18 protein-coding genes are annotated in these 23,222 nt (G+C 68.4%); 13 read left to right on the top strand and 5 right to left on the bottom strand.

The window, feature by feature from the left end:
- Positions 1-10: 10 nt before the first annotated feature.
- From A3CQ_RS0110865 to A3CQ_RS60665, 3 genes are read right to left on the bottom strand one after another with little or no spacing between them, the layout of a single operon-like run.
- On the bottom strand, positions 11-4,834 hold the full coding sequence (locus tag A3CQ_RS0110865) for a DNA repair ATPase (RefSeq protein ID WP_020510964.1): 4,824 nt from the start codon (positions 4,832-4,834) through the stop codon (positions 11-13).
- Positions 4,834-6,744, bottom strand: coding sequence for a flotillin family protein (locus A3CQ_RS52330; protein ID WP_020510963.1), 1,911 nt, complete (start codon positions 6,742-6,744; stop codon positions 4,834-4,836). The genes A3CQ_RS0110865 and A3CQ_RS52330 overlap by 1 nt, the downstream gene beginning before the upstream one ends.
- Positions 6,744-7,337, bottom strand: a complete 594-nt coding sequence (locus A3CQ_RS60665; protein WP_020510962.1) for an OB-fold-containig protein — start codon at positions 7,335-7,337, stop codon at positions 6,744-6,746. The genes A3CQ_RS52330 and A3CQ_RS60665 overlap by 1 nt, the downstream gene beginning before the upstream one ends.
- Positions 7,338-7,485: 148 nt before the next feature.
- On the opposite strand from A3CQ_RS60665, the gene A3CQ_RS57245 reads away from it, so the two are divergent.
- Positions 7,486-8,709, top strand: coding sequence for an acyltransferase family protein (locus A3CQ_RS57245; protein ID WP_084699020.1), 1,224 nt, complete (start codon positions 7,486-7,488; stop codon positions 8,707-8,709).
- Entirely contained in the window at positions 8,696-9,661 is a 966-nt protein-coding gene (locus A3CQ_RS57240; RefSeq protein WP_157295696.1) for an SGNH hydrolase domain-containing protein, read from the top strand. Before A3CQ_RS57245 ends, A3CQ_RS57240 begins: the two co-directional genes overlap by 14 nt.
- Here the strand turns inward: A3CQ_RS57240 and A3CQ_RS0110845 are convergent.
- A complete protein-coding gene (locus tag A3CQ_RS0110845; protein WP_026205542.1) occupies positions 9,648-9,992 on the bottom strand; it encodes a phage holin family protein in 345 nt (114 codons plus the stop codon). The genes A3CQ_RS57240 and A3CQ_RS0110845 overlap by 14 nt on opposite strands.
- A 36-nt stretch (positions 9,993-10,028) precedes the next feature.
- A complete protein-coding gene (locus A3CQ_RS0110840; protein ID WP_020510958.1) occupies positions 10,029-10,607 on the bottom strand; it encodes a hypothetical protein in 579 nt (192 codons plus the stop codon).
- Between the two features lie 36 nt (positions 10,608-10,643).
- Here A3CQ_RS0110840 and A3CQ_RS0110835 point away from each other — a divergent pair, with 36 nt between their 5' ends.
- The 11 genes from A3CQ_RS0110835 to A3CQ_RS58875 all read left to right on the top strand — a co-directional run bounded on the left by A3CQ_RS0110835 (position 10,644) and on the right by A3CQ_RS58875 (position 23,156).
- A complete protein-coding gene (locus A3CQ_RS0110835) occupies positions 10,644-11,330 on the top strand; it encodes a response regulator transcription factor (RefSeq protein ID WP_026205541.1) in 687 nt (228 codons plus the stop codon).
- The gene (locus A3CQ_RS0110830) at positions 11,327-12,643 is read left to right on the top strand and encodes a HAMP domain-containing protein (protein WP_020510956.1); all 1,317 of its coding nucleotides are present in this window, start codon (positions 11,327-11,329) and stop codon (positions 12,641-12,643) included. The genes A3CQ_RS0110835 and A3CQ_RS0110830 overlap by 4 nt, the downstream gene beginning before the upstream one ends.
- Before the next feature lie 87 nt (positions 12,644-12,730).
- Entirely contained in the window at positions 12,731-13,471 is a 741-nt protein-coding gene (locus A3CQ_RS0110825; RefSeq protein ID WP_020510955.1) for a lytic polysaccharide monooxygenase, read from the top strand.
- Positions 13,468-14,052, top strand: coding sequence for a DUF305 domain-containing protein (locus tag A3CQ_RS0110820; RefSeq protein ID WP_020510954.1), 585 nt, complete (start codon positions 13,468-13,470; stop codon positions 14,050-14,052). Before A3CQ_RS0110825 ends, A3CQ_RS0110820 begins: the two co-directional genes overlap by 4 nt.
- A 171-nt stretch (positions 14,053-14,223) precedes the next feature.
- Positions 14,224-15,309 (top strand): outer membrane protein assembly factor BamB family protein, encoded by a 1,086-nt coding sequence (locus tag A3CQ_RS0110815; protein WP_020510953.1) that lies wholly within the window; start codon positions 14,224-14,226, stop codon positions 15,307-15,309.
- Positions 15,310-15,469: 160 nt separating this feature from the next.
- Positions 15,470-18,067 (top strand): Z1 domain-containing protein, encoded by a 2,598-nt coding sequence (locus A3CQ_RS0110810; RefSeq protein ID WP_026205540.1) that lies wholly within the window; start codon positions 15,470-15,472, stop codon positions 18,065-18,067.
- A complete protein-coding gene (locus A3CQ_RS52320) occupies positions 18,064-19,056 on the top strand; it encodes a PD-(D/E)XK motif protein (protein ID WP_084699010.1) in 993 nt (330 codons plus the stop codon). The genes A3CQ_RS0110810 and A3CQ_RS52320 overlap by 4 nt, the downstream gene beginning before the upstream one ends.
- Entirely contained in the window at positions 19,053-20,993 is a 1,941-nt protein-coding gene (locus A3CQ_RS0110800; protein WP_020510950.1) for a hypothetical protein, read from the top strand. The genes A3CQ_RS52320 and A3CQ_RS0110800 overlap by 4 nt, the downstream gene beginning before the upstream one ends.
- Positions 20,994-21,099: 106 nt before the next feature.
- The gene (locus tag A3CQ_RS57235) at positions 21,100-21,897 is read left to right on the top strand and encodes a hypothetical protein (RefSeq protein ID WP_157295692.1); all 798 of its coding nucleotides are present in this window, start codon (positions 21,100-21,102) and stop codon (positions 21,895-21,897) included.
- Entirely contained in the window at positions 21,894-22,697 is an 804-nt protein-coding gene (locus A3CQ_RS0110790) for a DUF6339 family protein (RefSeq protein ID WP_020510948.1), read from the top strand. The genes A3CQ_RS57235 and A3CQ_RS0110790 overlap by 4 nt, the downstream gene beginning before the upstream one ends.
- Before the next feature lie 30 nt (positions 22,698-22,727).
- On the top strand, positions 22,728-23,156 hold the full coding sequence (locus tag A3CQ_RS58875; protein ID WP_084699009.1) for a very short patch repair endonuclease: 429 nt from the start codon (positions 22,728-22,730) through the stop codon (positions 23,154-23,156).
- Positions 23,157-23,222: the final 66 nt, after the last annotated feature.

The following is a 23,222-nucleotide window of genomic DNA, read 5'->3' as shown; positions in this document are numbered from 1 at the left end:
CCGGCAGAGATCAATTCGGCCGCAGGCGCCCGATCGCCGAGGAGACGTCACCCACCCGATCGGCGAGCAGACCGACCGCGCCGACCGCCCTCGCCATCGGGTCGTCACCGTCCCCACCCAGGGCCTGCGCCCGCAGGTAGGCCGCCTTGACCTCGGCCCACCGGGTCACCTGCGCGGGTGTCATCCGTCCGCGCAGCTCGGCCAGTTTCAGCAGGTTCGCCTCGGCGCCCGAGGTGAGGGTCTGCGCCTCGCCGACGTAGTGGTCGTCGAGCACAGTCTCCACCTCCTCGTCGTTCATGGCCGGGACGATCCGCTCGGCGAGCTTGTTCATGTTCCGGTACGAGCCCTGCAGGCGGAACGGCGGCTCGGTCCGCGACGCGTCCGCCTGTCCTGCCGACGCGATGTAAGCCTGGTTGTTCCGCAGCACCACCCGCTGTACGTGCCGCATCTTGCGGAGCACCGACAGCACCTGGTCGAGCTCGGCCGCCGAGTACGCGTACGACAACCGGTCCGGCCGCACGCTCGAGTCGCCCGAAGCGAGCCGCACCAGCAGCGGCAGGTCCTCCGGCGCGCGGGTGGCCAGCGGCGCGAGAACCGGGTTCGAGGTGAGCGCGTTCTCCAGGTAGGACATCTCAAAGAGATCCGCCTTGCCGGACAGGACGTCACCGAGGTTCCACACGTCGGCCCGGTTGGCGAGCATGTCCGGAATCCGGAACCGCTGCCCACTCTCGGTGTACGGGTTGCCGGCCATGCACACCGCGAACCGCTTACCGCGCAGGTCGTACGTCTTGGTCGAGCCCTCCCAGACACCCTCCATCTGCCGCTGCGCGTCGCAGAGCGAGATGAACTTCTGCAGCAGCTCGGGCGAGGTGTGCTGGATGTCGTCGAGGTAGAGCAGGACGTTATTGCCCATCTCCAGCGCGAAGGAGATCTTCTCGACCTCCTGCCGGGCGGTGGAGTTCGGCGCGGCGTCCGGGTCGAGCGAGGTGACCGCGTGCCCGAGCGCCGGCCCGTTGACCTTGACGAAGACCAGGCCGAGCCGGTTGGCCACGTACTCCATGAGCGTGGTCTTGCCGTAGCCGGGCGGCGAGATCAGCAGCAGCAGGCCGGACTGGTCGGTGCGCTTGGCGTCGCCGGCCGCCCCGATCTGCCGGGCCAGGTTGTCCCCGATCAGCGGCAGATACACCTCGTCGAGCAGACGGTTCCGGACGAAGGCGGTCAGGACCGCCGGTTGGAAATCATCGAGACGCAGGCGGGTGCGTTCGGCGCCGGCCAGAGAGCTTCGCTTTTTCCCGTACGCCCGGAAGGCCGGCACCGCCGTCTCGCGAAACGACCGCGTCGTGGCGAGGAACCGGTCGAGCCGGATCGCCAGCCGGCCGCCCACGATCCGCGGATGCACCCCGAGCAGCCCCTCGACCGTGGCGTCCAGGGCCGCGGCCGAGTCGTACCGGGTGAGCAGCGTTCCGGTCAGCTCGATCGCGACCGCCTCGGCCAGGTCGTCGGCGGTGCCGCTGTCGGGCCGCGCGGCCAGGAACGCCGACAGCCACTCGGTGATCAGCTGCCGGCGCGCCCCGACGTCCGGCAACCCGGCCAGATCGTCGAGGTAACCCCGCCCGGCCCGGTGGAAACGGTCGAGGAACGTGCGCGCGCCGGCGCTGGTGACGAACCCGGCCGGCCCGGCCGCCAACTCCTCGGCCAGGTATTCGCCGATCGGCGCGCCGGCGGCCGCGGACAGCTCGTCGGCCAGGGTGGAGAGCACGTCCGCAGCGCCGAAGACGGAACGGGCACGGGCCAGCGAGGTTGCCCGCAGCGTCCACGCCGCGCGCTGCTCGGGTGTCGCGTCGAAGGCCCAGAACAGCTGCGCGGCGACCCGCACCGACGGCTCGTACCGGAGCAGGCCGGCCGTGGCGTGCAGGCGGATCACGGCCGACAGGATCAGGGCCGCGTCGGCGTCGTGCACGCCGCGCTCGTACCCCTCGTCGATGCGGGACTCGGCTTCCCGCCGTACGAGATCACGAAGGGAATCGTCGGCGAGCGCGGCCGCGGCACCCGCCGGATCCGACGCGAAGATCGCGGCGGCGAGGTGCTCGGAGCGGTAGACCTCGCGGTTCTCGGAGATCAGCGGCTGCTCCCAGAAGGAACGGGTGGTCGCGATGAACTCGGCGTCGCGGATCGGTGCGCGGTAGTCGGTGCCGGTGATCGTGAAGGCCAGGTCGGCGCCGTCGGGCACGAGCGTGAGGTCGGTGGGCTGGGTGTTCACCGCGAAGGTGTGCCGGCCGAGCCGGATAGTGGCACCGCCGTCGCCGTAGAGGTCGAGCCGGTCGCGCAGGGCCCGCCCGGCCTCCTGCCGCGCCGCCTTGACCCGCCCGTCCAGCTCCTCCGCCCGCACGGTGTCGCCGAGTTGCCGCAGCTCGCCGGCGACCGAGCGCAGCTTGCCCACCATCGGATCGGTCGCGAAGTAGGTGTTGACCTCGTCCAGTGTGGACAGCGAGGCCACCCGCCGCTGTACGCTCGCGAGCGTGCGCTGGGCCGAGGCCACCAGCCGGTCGGCCCGCCGCTGCCGCTCGTCGAGCAGGCCCTGCCGCCGGCCCGCGAACGCCTCGTAGAGCTCGGCCCGCTTGGCCGTCAGCTGCTCGACGAAGTCGTCGAAGTCCCCGAACCGCGACTCCAGTCCCTCGACCTGCAGCATCAGCTTGGCCGACTGCTCGTCGCAGCGCTCGGGGGTGTCGGCCGCCGCGAGCCCGGCCGTCACGGCCTGCCCGAGCAGCGCGAACTCAGCTGCGAACGCCGCCCGCCCCTCCGAAGCGGCGAGTTCCCGGCGGCGTGCGTCGAGAGTCGCCCGGGCGCGGTTGACTCCGCCGAGCACCTCGCCGATCCGCTCGAGGATCGCCACCCGTACGGTCGCGTCGGCGATCTCCAGACCGCCGACCACGTCGATGACCACCTGCAGGCCGTCACCCTGCTCGGCGAGCCGGGCGGCAACGGGCTCGGCCGCCGCCACCGTGGCGATCTTGCCGGCCTCGGCGACCAGCCCCTCGACCGCCTGTTGATAGCCCGCGAAGGCGTCCTCGCGGCGAAGGAACTCGACCGCCCGGCCCGCGGTGGCGTCGACCTCCTCCTCCAGGGAGGCGGCGAGCTCGCCGAGCCGGGCCAGGTCCGCGTACCGCATCTCGCGCAGCGTGACCGCGTGTCCCTGCTGCGCGCGGAGCGACGCCAGGAGGGCGATCCAGCCGTCGGTGGCGGTCGGCGAATCGGCCCGGGCCCGCCGGATCAACGCGGCGGCGCTTTCGGAAGCCTCATCGACCGCCGCCTTGGCCTGGGCGGTGAGCTGCTGCACGGCCTCGAACTCGTCGAGCACCTGCTCGGCGGTGGCGCGCACTTCGCCGAGCGGGGTCGCCAGGTCCTCGAGCTCCGCCTCGCCGAGCCAGAAGTAGTGGTCGAAGAGCCGCCCGCAGGTCGCGATGATCGCCTCGAAGACCGGACCGGAGGGCGACATCTCGTCGACCATCCGCGCCACCGAGAGCGCGTCGGCGATGCCGCGTACCAGGTCCGCGTTGCCGATCCGCTCGAGCGGTCCGGCGCCGGTCGGCTGCGCGGCCGCGAACGTGTCCGAGACGTACGGCGTCTGCCAGATCTGCATCGGATGCACCCGGCTCGGCTCGTCGCCGTCGTGCCGGAAGGCGATCAGCGTGCCGTCGTCGAACAGCGACCAGCCGTGGCAGGTGATCGGGGTGGCGACCTCCTTACGGATCACGTTGTAGGGCAGCAGGAGATAGCGCCCCGACTCACGCGCGTGGAAGACGTAGAGCACGTCCTCGCCGTTGACCGAACGGATCACCCGCTCGAACTCGAGGTCGGCGGTCTCCGCGTCGAAGGTCCGGCTCACGCCCGTGGCCAGGTAGTACCCGCCCGGAAAGATGATCCCCTGATCCTCCGGCAGTCGCTGGCAGGCCTGCCCGATCCCGTCGAGCCGGCGCACGTCCCGGGTGCGGGTGTTGAAGACCAGATGGCGCGGCCGGGTCTCCTTGTAGGGCAGGACCCGGATCAAGATCAAAGGCCCGATTCGCGCGTACGCGATCTCGGCATCGGCCAGACTTTGGAGCGGTTCGTCCACGGGCTCCGTGTAGACGCCCTCGCCGTCCTCGGTGTTGTTCTCGACCTTGATGGTGAGGTCGCCGCCGACCGTCTCGACGAAGACCGTGTCCTCGATCGAGACGTGCGGGTGGCGTCCCAGCACGTGCTGGTCGCGGGTGGTCGGAGTCCACGCGAAGTCGTGCGCCGACGGGAAGACGTGGTCGCGCTCGCCCCGGTTGTCCAGGTAGGACACCGTGCCGTCGGTCGCCACCCGCCAGCGCAGCACCTTCAGGTCGTCGCCGCGCGCGCCGGTCTGGAAGACGGCGAGCAGCAGCCCCTCCAGCCGGCGCAACTGCAGCAGCCTGGTGTCCCGGTAGTAGCGGTACAGCTCGGCGAAGTCCCGCTGGAACCCGGGGTCGTCGATCAGGCCCGGCTTCGCCGAGCCGCCGAGCTTGCCGTCCACGAAGTCGTGGACAGCGAAGACGTCCCCGACCGAGGTCTCGGCCTTGAGCCCGATGAAGACGTTGTAGCCGAACAGCATCGCCCCGCCCACGTGCGCGATGTCCCGCGGCACGCAGTTGTTCTCGGTGCGGATGCGCTCGGTGCCGATGAGGGTCATCGGCCGGCCGCCGAACGTCCGCACCCTCTTGTCGTTCAGCGCCTCGGCCCGCGCCGCCAACTCCTTGGCCTGCGCGCCCAGCCGGGCGCGCAGGACCTCGTAGGTGCCGGCATCGAGGTTCGGCTCGGTCACCTCGGCCACTACTGAGCCGTCTGCTTGGCAAGCAGGGCCGCGACGCTGACGTTGGCGACATCCTCCGTGCTCATCCCGGCCAGCGCCTTGCTGAGGTCGCCGACGAGGTCACCCTCGCCGTTGAGGTAGCGCGAGCCGAGGGCCTGGGCCACGGTCGAGTGCTCGACGAAGCCGTCCACGCTCTTGCCCAGCGTGATCGAGCCGATCAGCTTGTCGAAGAAGACCGACTCGCCGCCGACGATGTCGATGTCCGCCTTCTCGAGGCCGGCCGCGATGACCATGGCCTGCGCCTCGGCGATCTCCTTGTGCACGCTGATGCCGGCGAGCCGGATCTCCTTCTCCGCCTCCAGCCGCAGGCGGTACTCCTCGTGCTCGCGGGTCGCGTCGTCGAGCGCGGCCATCGCGCCCGCCTTGTCCTGCAGGCCCGCGGCCTCGGCGACGAGCTTCGCCTTGATCGCGTCGGCCGCGATCATCGCCTTCTCGCGGGCGACCACGTTCTCCGCCTTGCCCGTCTTCTCGACCACCTCGGCGTTGCGCTCTCGCACCTGCACGTCGGCGAGGCCGGCCGCGGCCGACTCGGCCTGCAGACCCTCGGCCAGCCGGATCTTGGCGCGGGCGTCGAGCTCGGCGGCCTGCTGCCGTGCCTCGGCCAGCAGCAGCGACTCGCGGGCCTTGAACTTCGCCGCGGCCTCCGCCGCCTCGGCCGCCTTGATGTCCTTGACCAGCGCCTCCTGCGCCTCGGCCTCGGCCTGGATGATCACGGCCTGGCGGGTGCGCTCGGCCTCCTCGACGACCCGGAGGCGCTTGATGTTCTCCTCCTGCTCCGCGACCGTCTTCTCCACCGCGATCCGTTCCCGGATGACCTCGGCGATCAGGCGCTTCTCGCCCTCGACCTCCTTGTCCTTGGAGATCGTGGTCAGCTCGGTCTCCCGTTGCCGCGCGATGACCTCGAGCATGCGGTCCTTCTCGATGCGCTCGGTCTCGATCGCGATGACCCGCTCGCGGTTCTTCTCGGCCACGGCGATCTCGCGGGCCTTGTTCTCCTGCTGGATGCCGAGCTGCTGGTCGGTCTTGAGCGCGGCGCCCTCGGCGCGCAGCCGCTCCTCGGCCTGGGCGAGCGCGATCTCGGCCTCCTCGCGGGCGCGGATCGTCTCGATCTCGCGGCGCTGCCGGATCTCGGCGTCCGCCTGCCGGCGCTGCAGCTCGAGGATGGCCTCCTTGGCCTCCACGTTCTGCCGGGTGATCTCCTTCTCCTCGTTGCGCCGGAAGTCGTTGGTCTTGACCGCCTCGATCGCGGTGAGCTCGGTGATCTTCCGGATGCCCTGGGCGTCCAGGATGTTCTTGTTGTCCAGCGCCATCAGCGGCGTCTGCTCGAGGAAGTCGATGGCCGCGTCCTCGAGGCTGTATCCATTGAGGTCGGTGCCGATGACCTCGATGATCTGGTCGCGGAAGTCGTGCCGCTTCGTGTAGAGGTCGACGAAGTCGAGCTGCTTGCCGACCGTCTTGAGCGCCTCGGAGAACTTCGCGCTGAACAGCTCCTGCAGCGTGGTCTCGTTGCTGGCGCGGGCGGTGCCGATCGCCTGGGCCACCTTGATGACGTCCTCGGTCGTCTTGTTGACCCGGACGAAGAACGTGATCCGGATGTCGGCCCGGATGTTGTCGCGGCAGATCAGCCCCTCGCGGCCGGTCCGCGCGATCTCGATGGTCTTCACCGAGATGTCCATGAGCTCGGCCTTGTGCAGGACGGGCAGAACGATGGCCCCGGTGAAGGTGACGTCCACCCGCCTCACCTTGGAGATGATCAGCGCCTTGCCCTGCTCGACCTTGCGGAAGAGGCGGCTCACGAACAGCAGCGCGCCCAGAACGATGAGGACGACGACGGCGATCAGGATGCCAAGACCGGTGGAAATTACGTCCATCAATGATCCTTCGTGGCGATGTCGGCGGGAACCACCCAGAAGAACTCGCCTTCCGGGTCGAAGTCGTAGAGCACGGCGACCGTGCCCGCGTGCAGATCGTCGTCGCCGGCCTGGCGAACCTGCACGATGGCGGAGGAGCCGTCCTCGGCGCGTACCTCGGCCTGGCCGAAGGTGCGACTCACGCGCCCGGTACGGATGACACAGGTGCGGCCGACAAAGTCGGCGCGGGACTCGGGCGCCGGCGGCCGGAACCGTCCGATGAGGACGACGGCGAGCCGGGTGATCAGCCAGGCCACCGCCAGTGCGGCGATCAGCGCGATCCAGCCGGGGAGGAACTCGGCGCCGGCGAGGCTGCCGAACCAGGCGAAGACCACGAGCAAGGACAGCGGGACAGAGACCGGAACGCCGCCGAGTCCGGCGAAGCCGAGCAGGTCACCGCTGCCGTCGGCATCGGGGTCGGCGCCCCCGGCGACCACCACGGCCCAGAACGCGACCACGATGATCAAAAGCGGGGTGAAAAGAACGGCGGGAAAGCTCAGCGCAGCATCGATGAACCCGTCCATCGCCCTGATGACGCCCCCGTCCCCGTCCATAGCCGAACGTCATGGTGACAGGCGGGTGCAACGCGCGCTAGCACTTCTTTGCGGGGCTACGCAGGGGTTTCGCGGAAGTCTCGCCGGACGCGTCGAATTCGGCTCAATGAGCGGTTTCGCCGGGTTCGTACCGCTAGCGTCGATTCCGATGACAGAGACGACAACAGAGGTACGTCACCCGGTCGCGACGCGCGCGGCCGGGCCGTCCCTCTCCTTCCGTCCCGACATCGAGGGGCTGCGCGCCGTCGCGGTCGCCGCCGTCGTCCTCTTCCACGCCGGGGTGCCCGGCATCGGGGGCGGCTATATCGGGGTCGACGTCTTCTTCGTCATCTCGGGTTTCCTCATCACCTCCCTGATGCTGCGCGAGGTGGCCACGACCGGCCGTCTCTCGCTTTTGCGTTTCTACGGCCGCCGCGCTCGGCGCATCCTGCCCGCGTCGAGCGTCGTGCTGGTCACCGTGATCCTGGCCGGGTACCACTGGCTCGGCTTCCTCCGCGGCGACGAGATCGCCTCGGACGGCCGGTGGGCCGCGCTGTTCGCTTCCAACTTCAACTTCGCCGCACAGGGCGTCGACTACCTGGAGTCGCAGGCCGCGCCGTCGCCGCTCCAGCACTTCTGGTCGCTCGCGGTCGAGGAGCAGTTCTATTTCGTGTGGCCCGCGCTGCTGGTCCTGCTGATCTGGCTGGGCCTGCGGCACGCCACCCCGGCCGTGCTCGCCGTGGCGGTCGCCGCGTCGCTGGCCTGCTCGGTGTGGCAGGAGGGCGCCACCTGGTCGTACTTCTCCCCGGCCACCCGCGCCTGGGAACTGGGGGCCGGCTGCCTGCTCGCGCTGGTCGCCGGACGCCTCGACCGGATCCCGGCCGGCCTGTCCACCGCGATGGCGGGTGCGGGCCTGGCCGGGATCGTCGTCGCGGCGCTGACCCTCGACGACGGCACGCCGTTCCCCGGCTCGGCCGCCGCGCTGCCGGTGCTGTCCACCGTGCTGGTGCTGGCCGGCCGGGGCGACGCGATCCTCGGGCTCGCGCCGCTGCGCTGGCTCGGCCGGATCTCGTACTCCCTCTATCTCTGGCACTGGCCGGTCCTGATGATCGCCTCGCAGGCCTTCGGCCAGCTCAGCGGCCTCGGCCGGGCGGTTCTGGTGCTGCTCAGCGTCGGGCTCGCCATCATCACGTACGCGTTGGTGGAGAACCCGATCCGCCGCAGTGGCCGCCTCCGGCGGTCGCACCTGCTCACGGCGGCCCTAGCGGTGTTGCTGAGCCTCGCGCCGGTCGCCGTGGCCCAGTGGAAGACCACCACCTCGCCCGCCGGCTCGGGTGACGGTGCCGAGTATCAACCGCGGTTAGGAGCGCCGGTCCCGCATGTGCAGCATTGATTCCCGTACGCGTCGACTGCCGGTCCTCGTGCTCGTTCTGGCGCTGCTCACCGCCTGTTCCGAGGGCAACGCGGCGCCGCGCCCGGCCGATCGGCCCGCGCCCCGGGTCGCCCTGGCCGGCGTGCTGGCCGCGGTTCGCAAGGCCCCCACCATCCACACGGTGCCCGCTGACCTGACCCCGTCGCTCGCGACCGCGGGCGACGACCTGGGCTTCGACAACACGAAGTGCGAGGTCGCGCCGGCCGCCGACCGGATCGCGCAGCCGTGCGTCTTCGGTGACCCGGCGAGCGCGGTGCGGGTGGTCCTCTACGGCGACTCGCACGCCGGGATGTGGCTGCCCGCGATGAAGGAGATCGCCGAGCGCCGGCACTGGCGACTCGACTTCTACGGCAAGCCGGCCTGCCCGACGCCCGCGCTGAGCTACTGGAACCAGCAGGAGTCGCGGCCGTTCCCCGAGTGCGACCGGTTCCGCGACTTCGTCCTCGGGCAGGTGCGGCTGACGCGCCCCGAGCTCGTGGTGGTCACCAACGAGAGCTTCTCGCAGAAGCTGGGCCGCGGCGTGCTGATCACACCCGGACAGTGGCGGGACGGGCTGATCAAGACGCTGGGCACGCTGTCCCGATCGGCGACGCGGGTGGTCGTGCTGGGGGACACCCCGGTGCTGGACCAGAGCGCGCCCGACTGCCTGGCCGCGCACGGCTCCAACGTGCCGTCCTGCTTCACGACCCGGGCCAAGGCCACCGCCCGGGTCTGGAATGCCGCCGACCAGGCCGCCGCGCGGGCCACCGGGGCCGGGTACATCTCGGTGCTGCCCTGGCTGTGCACGACGACCTGCACGCCGGTGGTCGGAAACGTCATGGTCTACCGGAACCGGTACCACCTCACCGGGACGTACTCGCGGATGCTCAACGGCGTCCTCGAGGACGCGCTCGACTCGCTCAGCGCCGTCTGATCGCGTCCCGGACCGCGGCCACGTCGCGGCGGCCGCTGGCCAGTGCCTCCTCGGGGAAGGGCTTGCGCAACTGACCTTTTCCGGTCAGTGTGGCCGCGCCGGTGACGGCGAGGAGGAGCGCCGCGGTCACCAGCGCGGCGAGCCAGGCCGGCCCGACCAGCGCCACCAGCGCCCCGACCGTCACGGTGAGCGCGCCGAGGCCGTAGAAGGCGATCACGCCGGCCGCGCCCCACCTGGCCGTCTTCACGACGTCGACCCGGACGGCGGCCAATTCCTCGCGGACCAGGGCCGTGGCCTGGTCGGTGAGCTGCTGCACCAACTGCGTAGCCATGCCGCCGAAGTACCCATCGGCGGCTGATTTATCCCGCTATTGACCGATCTCGCTGACCTCGGCGAACGGTTTGTCGTTGAACCAGGTCGCGTGAATGATGAAGCTGTGGTTCGTCTCGTTGAAGTAGACGGCCAGGTTGTCCGGGGAGTCCTGGACCTTCTGCACCGCGAACCCCTCGGCCGGGGTCGCCGTGACCAGCGTGACGACCGCGTCGGAGGTCATCTTGATGACCGCCTGCCCGCCCTCGACCTGGAACGTCCGCACGTAGGTGCGCAGCCCGTCCTCGGCGGTGGTGACCGTCCAGCCGTCCTCGGTCGTGGTCGGCGGCGTGGTGGTCTTCGTGGCCGGTCGGGTCGTGGTGGCCTTCGAGGTCGGCGCCGTCGTGCGCGGCCGCCGGCTGGTCGGTGAGGTCGCCGGTCTCTGCGTCCCGGGCGCGGTGGTCACGCTCGGCAGCGGCACCGGGAAGCTGGTCGCCGCGGCCGGCAGCTGGGCGAGCGCGCTGTCCCGCGGTTCGCTCGCGCGCAGCACCGGCAGGATGGCCACGCTGGCCAGCACGATGCTGGTCGCGGTAGCGGCCGCCCAGCCCGCGATCGGAGTCCACCGGGAAGATCCCACGCGGCCATGCTCTCAGATACACCTATGGTGTACGCCATGGCGTTGATCCTGCTGGTCGAGGACGACCGCATCATCACGGCCGCGCTGTCCCGGGCGTTGACCGACGCCGGGCACGTCGTGCGGCCGGTCGGCCGGGCCGCGGAGGCGCTGAAGATAGTCACCGAGGAGCGGCCCGACCTGGTCATCCTCGATCTCGGCCTGCCCGACATCGACGGCACCGACGCGCTGCGGATGATGCGCTCGGTCTCCGACGTGCCGGTCATCGTGGCCACCGCGCGGCGCTCCGAGGCCGACATCATCAGCCTGCTCAGCGCCGGCGCCGACGACTACGTGACCAAGCCGTTCTCGGGCGGGCACATCCTCGCCCGGATCGCCGCCGTGCTGCGCCGGGCCCGCACCGCGCCCGAGCCGATCCAGCAGCAGATCGTCGTGGGCGACCTGGTCATCCACCCGCGGCAGCGCCGGGCCGAGCTGAGCGGGCAGCCGCTGCAGCTGACCCGGCGCGAGTTCGACGTGCTGGCCTACCTGGCCGAGCGGGTCGGGCAGGTGATCAGCCGGCGGGAGCTGATGAACGAGGTGTGGAACCAGGCCCGGATCGGCGAGGAGCAGACCATCGACGTACACATCTCGTGGTTGCGGCGCAAGCTCGGCGAGACGGCGGCGGCGCCCCGGTTCCTGCACACCGTGCGCGGTGTCGGCGTGATGATGGTCGATCCCCGATGAGATGGGCCCTGAATCGTCTCGCGCTGGCCATCACCTCGATGGTCGCGCTCGCTTTCCTCGTGCCGCTGGCGGTGGCCACCCGGCAGATCGCGCACGACCGGGCGATCAGCGACGCGCGCCAGCAGGCCACGTCCCTGGTCACCGTGCTCGGGGTCGACGCCGATCCGACGCTGCTGACCAACGCCGTGGCCAGCACTACTGCCGGCAGCGCGGGGCGGCTCGCCGTACACCTGCCGGAAGTTGCCCCGATCGGCAGCTCGCACACCGATGCCGCGCAGATCTCCATCGCCGCCCAGGACCGCCGGTCGGTGCTGGCGCCGGCGCCCGACGGGGTGGCCTACCTGCAGCCAACGGTCCTGACCGACGGCCGGACGGTGGTGGTCGAGGTCTACGTGCCCGACGCCGAGATGCGCCGCGGCGTGTGGCCGGCCTGGTTCGTGCTCGGCGGGCTCGCGATCGTGCTGGTCGCGGGCTCGACGCTGCTCGCCGACCGGCTCGGCAGCCAGCTCGTGCGGGCCACCCGGCAGCTGGCCAACTCCACCCGCCGGCTCGGCTCCGGCGACCTGGCCACCCGGGTCGAGCCGATCGGGCCGCGCGAGCTGCGCGACGCCGCGAACGCCTTCAACACCATGGCCGACGACCTGCGCAGCCTCCTCGACAAGGAGCGCGAGCTGGCCGCGGATCTTTCCCACCGATTGCGTACGCCGCTGACCGCGCTGCGCCTCGACGCGGAGGCGATGCCGCCCGGGCCGGTGGCCGACCGCATGCGGCAGGCCTGCGACCTGCTCGACGAGGAACTCGAGGCGATCATCACCGGGGCAAGGCTGGGCGTCGAGGCGCGCGGCCAGGAGCGGACCGACCTGGTCGAGGTGCTGGCCGACCGGCTCGCCTTCTGGTCGGTGCTGGCCGAGGACCAGGAACGGCCGTGGGAGGTCGTCGGCGGCGACGTGCCGGTGATGCTGCCGGTCCCGCGCAGCGAGCTGATCCTGGTCGTCGACGCGATGCTCGGCAACGTCTTCTCGCACACGCCCGAACGCACCGCGTTCCGGGTGTCGATCTCGCCGGACGGTCTGCTGGTCGACGACGCCGGCCCCGGCATCGCCGACCCGTCGCGGGCCGTGCAGCGCGGGGTCAGCGGCGCCGGCTCGACCGGCCTGGGCTTGGACATCGTGCGTCGCGCGGCTTCGTCATCGGCCGGCGAACTCGTGATCTCACGCAGCCCGCTCGGCGGCGCCCGCGTGGGCATCCTGTTCACTTCGCCTGCCGCGCAGCCCCTGGAGCCGTCCCCGCGCCGCCGCCGCGCGGTTTCATGATCCTTTCTGGGTTCGTTAAGGCTCCTTTATGACGGCCCTCCCTAGCGTCTCCGCCGTACATGGCCACGACGTCAGGGGAGAGCCGACATGCGCAGGAAGATCGCCTATCCGCTGGTAGCGCTGAGCGTGACGGCCGGATCGAGCCTCGCGGTCGCCTCGCCGGCGCTGGCACACGGATACGTTTCCACGCCGCCGAGCCGGCAGGCGCTGTGCGCCTCGGGCGCGGTCGCCGACTGCGGGCCGATTCAGTTCGAGCCGCAGAGCGTGGAGGGGAAGAAGGGCCTGCGATCGTGCGACGGCGGAGTGGCGCAGTGGTCGGTGCTCTCGGACGAGTCCCGGAACTGGCCGGCCAAGTCCGTCGGCAACTCCGTGACCTTCACCTGGGTCTTGACCGCGCGACACGTCACCGCGGACTGGGAGTACTTCATCGAGGGCACGAAGGTCGCCACGTTCGACGGTGGGAACGCGCAGCCGGACGCCGTCGTCTCGCAGACCGTCGATCTCAGCAGGTTTCCGGGGCGGCACACGGTGCTGGCCGTCTGGAACATCGGGGACACGGCGAACGCCTTCTACAACTGCGTGGACCTGAACATCGGCGGCGGGTCGCCCAGTACGGCCCCGACAGCAAGCGCCCCGACGTCTCCACCTACCACGGCACCCAGCTACCCGCCCACCGCGTCGTCCTCCTCGTGGGCTCCGGGCGTCTCGTACAAAATCGATAACGTCGTGACTTATCAGGGTAAGAAGTATCAGTGCCGTCAGTCGCACACGTCGATCAACAGCTGGGAGCCGTCGATCTATACGCTCGCCCTCTGGCTGCCGCTGTGAAGCGCCTGCTGCTCGTTCTCCTGTTCCTTCCGTCCTTGGCAGCCTGCGGCAGCGCCGCCCCTTCTCCTGCCGCCACCCTGTCCGCGCAGGACGTCGCCGAGATCCAGGCCGGCGACAAGTTCAACGACACCGACGTGATGTTCCTGCAGATGCTGGTCTACCACCAGAAGCAGGGCCTGGAGATGACGGCGACCGCGGCCTCCCGGGCGCAGAGTCCCGATCTCAAGGTGCTCGCCCAGGCCGTGCAGGCCACCGAGAAGGACGAGCTGTCGATGATGAAGTCGTGGCTCACCCAATGGAAGAGGCCCGTCGACGTCGACACCACCAAGAGCCTGCACGCCGACCATGGCGGCCTCCCCGCCACCGGCCCCGCCGAGATCAAGGCACTGAAGACGGTTTCGGCCGCCGCCTTCGACACGGCGTTTCTCAACCTCTTCCTGGCCCACCAGCACAACGCCATCGAGATGGCCCACCTGGAAACCACGAACGGGGCGAATGAGGCGGTCAAGGCCTACGCGGCCCGGGTGCGCGAGTCGCGCCAGGGCGAGGTGCAGCAGATGCTGCGCTTGATGAACGGCTGAGCCCTTTCGCTTACCCCGGCTGAGGCGGCCCCCGGACTCCCCCGGGGACCGCCTTTGGCCGCGTCGAGGGTTGTCAACGGCATAGGCTAGCCTGCGCAAATCACCCTATTTCCGGGTATCGGGGGTCTCGCCGTGCACGCTTTCCGACGTACACAAGCCGTGGTTGTGTCTTTGATCTTTGCTCTGTCACCAGCCGTCGCGGCCCATGCCGGAGTCCCCGCGGCTTGGGACCATCCCGGCTACGACGCCGAGGACAGCTACTACAACCCGCACGAGACGGTCATCAACCTCAGCACGATCACGTCCCTGACCCGCCGCTGGTCAGTGCCGCTGCGCAAGCACGAGGGCGGTGCCTGCGCCGGCTACTCGGCACCACTCGTGGCAGGTGGACGCGTGATCGCCACCGACCAGTACGGCATCTCCGCCTATGACGCCGCGACCGGCGCCCCGGCCTGGCACTTCAACTGGCAAGACCCGGTGGGAACGGAAACCCCCGCGATGGCCGTCGACGGCAACACCTTGATTGCCGCCACCTCCGACTGCTACTCCCAGAGCGATCCGGACGGCACCGTGGTCGCCCTCGACCTACGAACCGGCCGACTCCGCTGGCAGGCCGACAGCGACATCCCCGTCTACTCCCTGGCCGTAGACAAGGGCATGGCCGTCATCTGGGGCGAATCCCCGTCGGACTCGCTAACGACCATCGCGTACCGCGCAGCCGACGGCCGGATCGCTTGGCGCAAGCCCGGCTACCAGGCCTCAAACGTCTCCGCCAACGGCCGCCTCCTGCTGACCGACACCCACAACACGTCCGCGGTCGACATCGTCACCGGCGCTCCCTTGTGGACGGCAAAGGCGTTTTGGCAGGCCAAGGCCGCAACGCCGGCCAGCGACCGCTTCCTGGTAGCCAACGGCAATTCCCTGTCTGCGGTCAGCGCCGCCACCGGAGCCCTGCTGTGGACGGCCCGAGGCGCCCAAAACGACCTGCTGGCCACCGACGGCCGCCGGGTGTTCCGCGCCTACGGCAACGCGATCGACGCCCTGAGCGCAGCGACCGGTCGCCTCTTGTGGTCGCGCTTACTGCCAAAGCCTTTCGCTCAGCCGGTGCGCGCAGGCGGTCTCCTCTACCTGGGCGGCCCCATCCTCGACCCGGCGACGGGAGCCCTTTTCGCCCCCGCCTACCCCGGCCACGAGATCATCACGGGCGGCATGCTGTTCACGGTCGACGACGGCAGGCTTGCTGCCTACGCACCGTAGGATCACGACGCCGGCGTCGTGACCGTGGCGTCTTGGTCCGTTCGTCGAGACCGCTACCGTCAGTCGGCCGGGTTCGGCCGACGATTGGTCAAGCGCTTTCAGCAGTTTTCTTCCGCGTTCTTATGTCGCGTCGACCGGCCGTACTGCAAACATGGGCCGCATGACGGACGAGGACCTGGATGACCAGTACGAGGCATTTCAGTCGATCCTGGATCGCAACACGCCGGAAAAGGCTGTCCAGATGCTTCGATTGCTCCGGGTCCCGGACGACATCATCGGGGTGATCCTGGAGCGCCACGAGCGGGAAGTCATCAAGATCCGCGAAATGCGGGAGCCCAAGGTCGTGTACACGGCGGGTCGGCTCACGTGGTACACCGGACCGCGAACGGGAGACCGCTATTGGCCGGCGTTGAAGAGGAATCTGGCGGGCGGTGTTCGTCCTTGGTCGCAGGGTGCGATCGACTCGCTTGAGGACGAGTCAACGAAGGTTGTCGGACTCCTGGACAATCCACGGGCCGATGATTTCCGCAGCATGGGCCTGGTTCTCGGATACGTTCAGTCGGGCAAGACGGCCAACTTCACGGCCGTGATGGCCAAAGCCGCCGATCGTGGATATCGCCTGTTCATCGTGCTTTCGGGGATCCACAACGGTTTGCGCCGACAGACGCAGGCCCGGCTCGCGCGTGAACTCGTCCAGCTCAACCCCGGCCAGTGGCACGAGGTCACGACCGTCGACTCGGACTTCGATCGCAAAGGCAACGCCGCCTCCTACTTCGCCTCCCAGAACCAACAGTCGCTGCTGGTCGTCAAGAAGAACGCGAAGGTCTTGGAGAAGCTGAACAGGTGGCTGGCATCCGCGAAGGAGTATCTTCGCGACTGTCCGACGCTGGTCATCGACGACGAGGCCGACCAGGCCACGGTCGGCGGCAAAGTGATCAATCCTTTGCTGGGAAAGCTGCTCAAGTCCTTTACCAAGGTCGACTATGTGGGGTATACGGCGACGCCCTTCGCGAACCTCCTCATCGATCCAGCCGAGGAAGAAGACTTCTATCCCCGGGACTTCGTCGTGAGCCTGGAAGCTCCTAAGGGATACCAAGGACCGGAGTTGCTCTTCGGGCGTGACCCGTTGGACGGCGAGGATCTCAACGATGTGCCGGCGGGCGAGGACATGATCCGCGAGATCCCGGACGAGGACGTCGAACTCGTTCGTCCGATCAACAGGGCCGCTGCCGCGGGCTTCATGCCGGAGATGACCGACTCACTTCGCCGCGCGGTTCTTTACTTCTGGCTTGCCACGGCAGCGCGTCGCGAGCGAGGCACCGGCGTGCCGCATTCGACGATGCTTGTTCACACCACGCTGCAGACGGGTATTCACGAGGACTTCCGTTTCCCGCTCGATGACCTGCGCCAGGAGGTGATCGCCGGGCTGCAGGATGACGACTTCGAACTCTACGACGAGATCGAGAAGCAATGGGCGGACGAGACGAATCGCGTTGACGCCGCTGACTTCGGCGAGGCTCCCGTTCCCTTCGACGCCGTTCTGCGGCATCTCCCGGACGTTGTGTCGGAGAGCAGGGTCGTCGTGGACAACTACCGCAGTCGCGACCGCCTCGACTACGAGTCCGGCTCGGTGGTCGCCATTGCCGTGGGTGGCAACACGCTCAGTCGAGGCCTGACGCTCGAGGGCCTGGTCACGAGCTACTTCGTCCGGGCTTCCTCCGCATACGACACGCTGCTGCAAATGGGCCGCTGGTTCGGCCACCGATCCGGCTACGCGGATCTTCCGCGGATCTGGATGACGGACGAGTTGGCGGGCTGGTTCCGTCATCTGGCGGTGGTGGAGGCGGAGATCCGCAAGGACATCGACCGTTACCTGACCGAGGACAAGAATCCGTTGACGTTCGCGGTCAGGATCCGTACCCATCCGAAAATGCTCGTCACGGCGCCCGCCCGGATGAAGGCAGCGGTGACCGCGCACGCCGCCTACGGCGGCGATCTCGTGGAGAGTCGTTACTTCCCGACCGACGGCGGCGCGGAGGAGTGGCTTCAGCGCAACTCGGATGCGGCTGTCCGGTTGATCCAGGCGGCACAGCAACACGGCCGAGCCGAACCCTTGCCCGGGTCGGACCAGCGGTGGCTATGGCGGGATGTCTCCTACCGGGACGTCGTCAATTTCGTCGACGAATATCAATTCCATGAGCGAACCGAGGAAGCACGTTCCCATCTGCTGAGGCGGTACATCGAGAAGCGGGTGGACAACAACGCGCTGGTTGCCTGGGACGTGGCCGTGATCGGCAACTCCAGGCAAGACGCGACGACGTGGAAACTGCCGGACGGAACATCGGTAGGACTGAACCGGCGCAGCAGGATCAACGGTTCCGAAGATCCGTTGGCTGACATCAAGACGCTGTCCGGGCCACGGGACGCGACGGTGAACCTGCGGGTGCCGGACGGGACGGACGTGGCCAAGCGCTCGGAGGTGGACAAGCTTCGGGCGAAACAGCGACCCGACCACGGTCTGCTCCTGCTCTACCCGATCGACCCGGTGTCCACGAGCACGCGCAAGAACAGATCGCCGTTGAACGCACCATGCGAGGTTGTGATGGGCGCGGCGTTCGTCTTCCCCAAACCGACGAAGGCAGACAGCCAGGTTGAGCAGGACTACATCTCGGCGGACCTCTCGAGGGTTTCCAGTACCTACTGGGAGGAGGAGAACCCGGAGGTTCTCCAGCAGGACCTTGAGGACGAGAGCGTATGACCGACCTTAGAACGGTGGTGGTCGACCACTGGGCCGTCCTCGATGCGCAACCCCCAGGATCGGCGTGGTTGACGTCCGCATTGCCGGTGACGGTGGACGGATCTCCCGTGCTTTGCGCCATGGGCCCTGACAACAAGCGCCATCTGCTGGTGCCGGCGAACGGGCGGGAAGTCGTGAGAGCCGATACGAGAGCCGCAGCAGTGCATTTGCTGCCTCTCGTTCTCGAGGACGACTCGGGAGCGAACGGCTACGCGAACCTGGTGCTGCTTCGGGACGATCTCACCAACATCTTCACCGGGCTCTGCGCCGATGTCATTGGGGCGCTTGCTGCCCGGCGGGCTGCGCCGCTCGTAGTCGTCGAGCAGGTCCTGGACGGATGGCACGAGTTGTTCCGAAGCGGCGCCCAGTTGGGTATCGATCGGCTGGCGGGTCTCTTCGGCGAGCTGCTTTTCCTCGACGCTCTGGTCACTGTTGACCCGAGCCTGGCCGATGCTTGGCAGGGACCGCTTCGATCGCCGCACGACTTCGTGGCAAATGGATGGGCAGCCGAAGTCAAAGCCACGGCGTCGGCTGAGGGGAGATCGGTGCGGATCCACGGCCTGGATCAGCTCGCGGCGCCGCCGGGTGGTGGCCTGATGCTGCGCTGGATGCGCCTCGATACCTCCGATGGGTCAGGCACCTCGATCGCTGACCTCGTCGACAAGATCACCGATCGGGTCGGTCGACCACGCGAGTTCTGGCAGCTTCTCGCCCGGTCTGGGTACCTTGTCGCGGACCGGGACAAATATAGCGGCATACGTTTCACGTTGGTCGAAGAGGCGAGTTACCGAGTTACCGAAGACTTCCCGCGGGTGATCCCGACTTCCTTCGTCACCGGTGTGCCGGCGGGACTGTCCGACCTTCGCTATACCCTCGATCTTGATCTTGCTCCAGCCCCCATGCAGAAGGACGAGATCGCCGAATTCATGAACTCCATGGTCAGGAAATGACGCCGCCACGCTGGTACTCGCAACCCTTTCCGCCCGCCGGCTCGATCAGTGCCGAGGGAATCAAGCGCACGCTGGGCAAACCGCCTATCCCTTGGCCGGCCATCCTGGTACGCGAGTCGGCCCAGAACAGCTGGGACGCGAGACTCGGTGATCGGCCGGTCGAGTTCACGTTGAACCTCACCGTCGTCCCACCGCAGAACGCCAACGCCTGGCGGAGCATGTTGCTGGAGGGCGCGCCGCACAGCGAACAGTTCCCGCTCAGACAGATCCTTCGTGGCCGCGAGTGGCAGTCGACGATGGTTCGTACGCTCACCATCAGCGATCGCGGTACGAAGGGTCTCGGCGGCCCGACTCGCGCAGATACCGCGCGAGGCGATAAGGCGCGCGACTGGGTGTCGTTCGTGCTCAATGTGGGTGACCCGCCGGATACCAAGCGAGGCGGGGGCACGTACGGGTACGGCAAAGGAATTCTCTATCAGATGTCCCGCGCCGGCACGATCATCGTGCACACCAGGACCGCCACTCCCAACGGTCCGGAGACCCGAGTCATCGGCATCTGCCTCGGTGAGTCCATGGAGCTGACGGATGCCGACGGCGTCACCAAGCCGTACACCGGACGTCACTGGTGGGGCGACGTCGAGTCGGAGCATGTCGAGCCGCTGACCGGTGACCGGGCGTCGGCCGCAGCCGACGCCCTCGGTCTGCGTTCGTTCGCACCCGACGAAACCGGGACGGATGTCGTCGTCGTGGAGCCGGATTTCGGTGACGAGACCGACGAGGACATCGCGCAGTACCTCGCCGACGCGATTGCGTGGAACCTTTGGCCGATCATGCTTGAACTGCGGGGCGATGAACGGTTCCTCCCGCGGGTCTGGCATCGAGGTCTCGCGGTTCCCGTCCCGGTGCCGGAGAAGACTCGTGGCCTGCGTACTTTCGTCGCGGCATACCGGCGGCTGGCGAGTAACGACGACGTACTGATCCTCAAGTGCGAACGTCCGAAGAAGCAGCTTGGTCGGATGGCGCTTGAACGGCAGCTCATCCCGCCGTACGAGCCCCCGGCGGCGGCCCAGGATCTGGGGATTACGACTGCGCCACACCACGTTTGCCTTCTGCGCGCGCCGGAGTTGGTCGTGAAGTACCACCCGGGACCCGAACCGATCAGCGCCAACCTCGCGTACGCCGGCGTATTCCGCGCCTTCGATGACATGGACCGCACCTACGCGGCAGCCGAGCCGCCCACGCACGACGATTGGGTATTCGCCCAGTTGGAGGGCACCGAACGCACATTCGTCCGGACGACCTTCGTCCGGATCAAGGAGCGGCTCGCGGAGTTCGCAAGGCCGGCCGAGGTGAAGTCGGCGGCCACGTCCGCACCACTCGGAGCGGTCAGCAACTTCCTGGGATCGCTCGTGGCCGCCGCGACGGGATCCGGAGCCGCCTCGGGCGTGCTGCCGGTTCCGCTCGCTGTCGGGGATTCGATCCCGGTCATCGAGCAATCCGGCGTGCGGCCGGCCGACAAGGACGGCGCCAAAGAGCAGGAGGGGTCCGACGTGCCACCTCCCATGGCCGCGACGTCGAAGCGCAGTCGCGCCTCGATCCGGCTCGACGGTGACCCGTACTTCGAGGAGTCCGAGATAGGTCTGCTGCTCGTCCAGGACGCAGTCGCGGTGGGCAGCGGTCATCTGGTCGCTCGAGGCTCGGCGGGCATCACGGTCGCCGACGGAAGTCGCGAGCAGGACCCGCCCGAAGGTTCCGACGAGGCGCTGGTGATCGGGTGGCGGATCGGCGCCGAAGAGGTGGACGGCGACCTGATCAATCTCTCCAACGCCACGACCGGCCTGCGGCTGAGCCTGGTCGTCAGGCCCGTCCCGGACACCATCACCCAGGTTGATGTCGCAGTTCTCCGTCCTGAGGAGGTCGCGGGCGTTGGCCGGTAGAGGGACAAGAGCCTGGCCTTACCGTCGTATCACCGGTGGTCTGGTCAAGGCCTCGGCTTGGACGATCGACCCGCACTCCGACTCGGCGAGGGAGGCGCCCAACAGCTTGCCGGACTGGGACTACCAGGCAAATCTCCGGCTTCGTCGCAGGCTGTCGATCGACCTGGCGGCAAGCCGTGAGTCCGCCGGCTTGCCCGGCGATACCGCGATGGCGATCAGCGTTCGCTGGAATGCCGTCCCGTCACTGCTCCGCGGCTCGGCCGCCTGGGTGCCGCTGAAGGATGACGTCCAGGACTACGTGATCGACGTGGATATTTCCGGCGAGCGGCTGGGCGGTGTCGTTCGCTTGGAAACGTTGGTGGTGCTTGCGGGTGAGATCGAGGCGAGGCCGGCGGTCGCACATCTCATCGGCAGCAGTCTGTGGAGCGACGCGATCGAAATTCGGCTGCAGGGCGACGCCCCGCTCTTCCCGATCGCCCTCATCCCGTTCTCCTCGTCGAGTCTCCCGCATCGTGCAGCGTGGTTTCTGGAGCTGGGTCCGGATCTGAACGCGACCGCGTTAGGGGCCATCCAGCTTCTGGTCAATCAGGAACACCCGATGATCGTGGCGGCGGTCAAACGTGCCGGATCACCGAACGAGGTCGACCGTGCGGTGCTGTCCACGCTCAGGTCGGACGTCGTCAGAACGATGCTCGAGCGGGCACTCGGCGACGAAGCATTCGAGATGACCGAAACCTTCGAGAAGGACACGCTCGGCGCCGTCCTGCAAGGGCTGATGAGGACGTACATGTCGAACTACCTTGCAGACGATCTGCTGGAGATTCGACGGATCCGTGCGAGCGACCCGCCGCTGTTCGCAGCCATCACTCAGGCCGCCACCCAGCTCCTGGCGGACGAGCGATGAGCACGCTCTACCCACGTCTGCCCGCGAACGCCGCGAAAGAACGCTTCCGCGAGATCAAGGATAGTGACGCCTCGGCGCTTGCCAGTCTGTCCGACACCACTCACCTAGCTCAGTACTTTGCCCCGACCGGTGGTGTCCGAGCGACAGCTGAGCGGCTGTCCATTCTCCGGACACAGGTCGTGGAAATCGCAGCAAAGCGCGGCTTCCCGGGTGAGCCCATTCGGCGGGCGGTGCACGAATTCGACACCGAGCTCGCCCGCACGCTGCACACCAGCATGGATCTCGTACCGGCCGAGGGAGCAATCCGACCGATGTGGGCGTTTCTAGCCCTTGTCCTCCTGCCTGACGTCGCGACCTGGCGATTTCCCCAGCCGCCGGAGGACCGGTTTCTGGCCACGGACATCACCCGCCACGTCTTCGGTCGGCTCTGGTGGCGGGCCGAATTGCTCCGAGACGACGCCCGCCTCGACGACCCGTACCACTTGCTTTCCGTCTTCCCCGAGCGCAACTTCGACCAGATCCTGGCCCGTCGGCGCTCGATCGGCGGTTCGCCAGATTTGATCCGTGCGCTCGCCAAGGAGTGGCCGAAGGACTGGACGGGGCTCGACGAGACAGATGCGCTACGAGACGTCCTCAAACTTCTGATGCGTCGTGGGGCGTTCCAGGACCTGTTCGGCCTACCCGAGGTGTTGTTGCGCCCCGAGGTGGCACGGACGATCTCGGACGTCCGCCACGGTCGGACTCGAACGCGGCAGGGTGATGACACGGACAGACCCGTCGGGCGGCATGCGCGAATCTGACAACGTTCGTACGCGGGTAGCCTGACCGCCATGCCGGAGGCGCATCTCGCGATACCGAGCTCGGCGTCCGTGTCGGGGCGTATGAGCCGCCAACGCCGGCGCGATACGCAGCCCGAGGTGGCAATCCGGAAGCGTCTGCACGCCATGGGGCTGAGGTTTCGGGTCACTATGCCGATTCCGGGCATGCCGCGCCGAACGATGGACATCGCCTTCACCCGGGCCCGCGTCGCGGTATTCGTTGATGGCTGCTTTTGGCATGTTTGTCCGCAACATGCCACCAGCCCGGCGTCCAACTCCGACTGGTGGTTCCGCAAGCTGACAACCAACCAGGCACGAGACGTCGCGACCAACGCGCATCTGACCGCACTCGGTTGGCAGGTGGTGCGAGTCTGGGAGCACGAGGAGCCGGCGGAAGCCGCAGCTCGTATTGCCGCAGTGGTGCGTACTGGCGAAGGCTGATCGAGCTCAGAGCACTTCGGATCAACTAGGGTCTTTGGATTGCGCTGGAAGGTCGGGTGCAGTGAC

The sequence above is a fragment of the Paractinoplanes globisporus DSM 43857 genome (assembly GCF_000379645.1).
Taxonomy (GTDB): domain Bacteria; phylum Actinomycetota; class Actinomycetes; order Mycobacteriales; family Micromonosporaceae; genus Actinoplanes; species Actinoplanes globisporus.
Note: the sequence above shows the minus strand (reverse complement) of the source record. Positions and strands in the feature narration are given on the sequence as shown.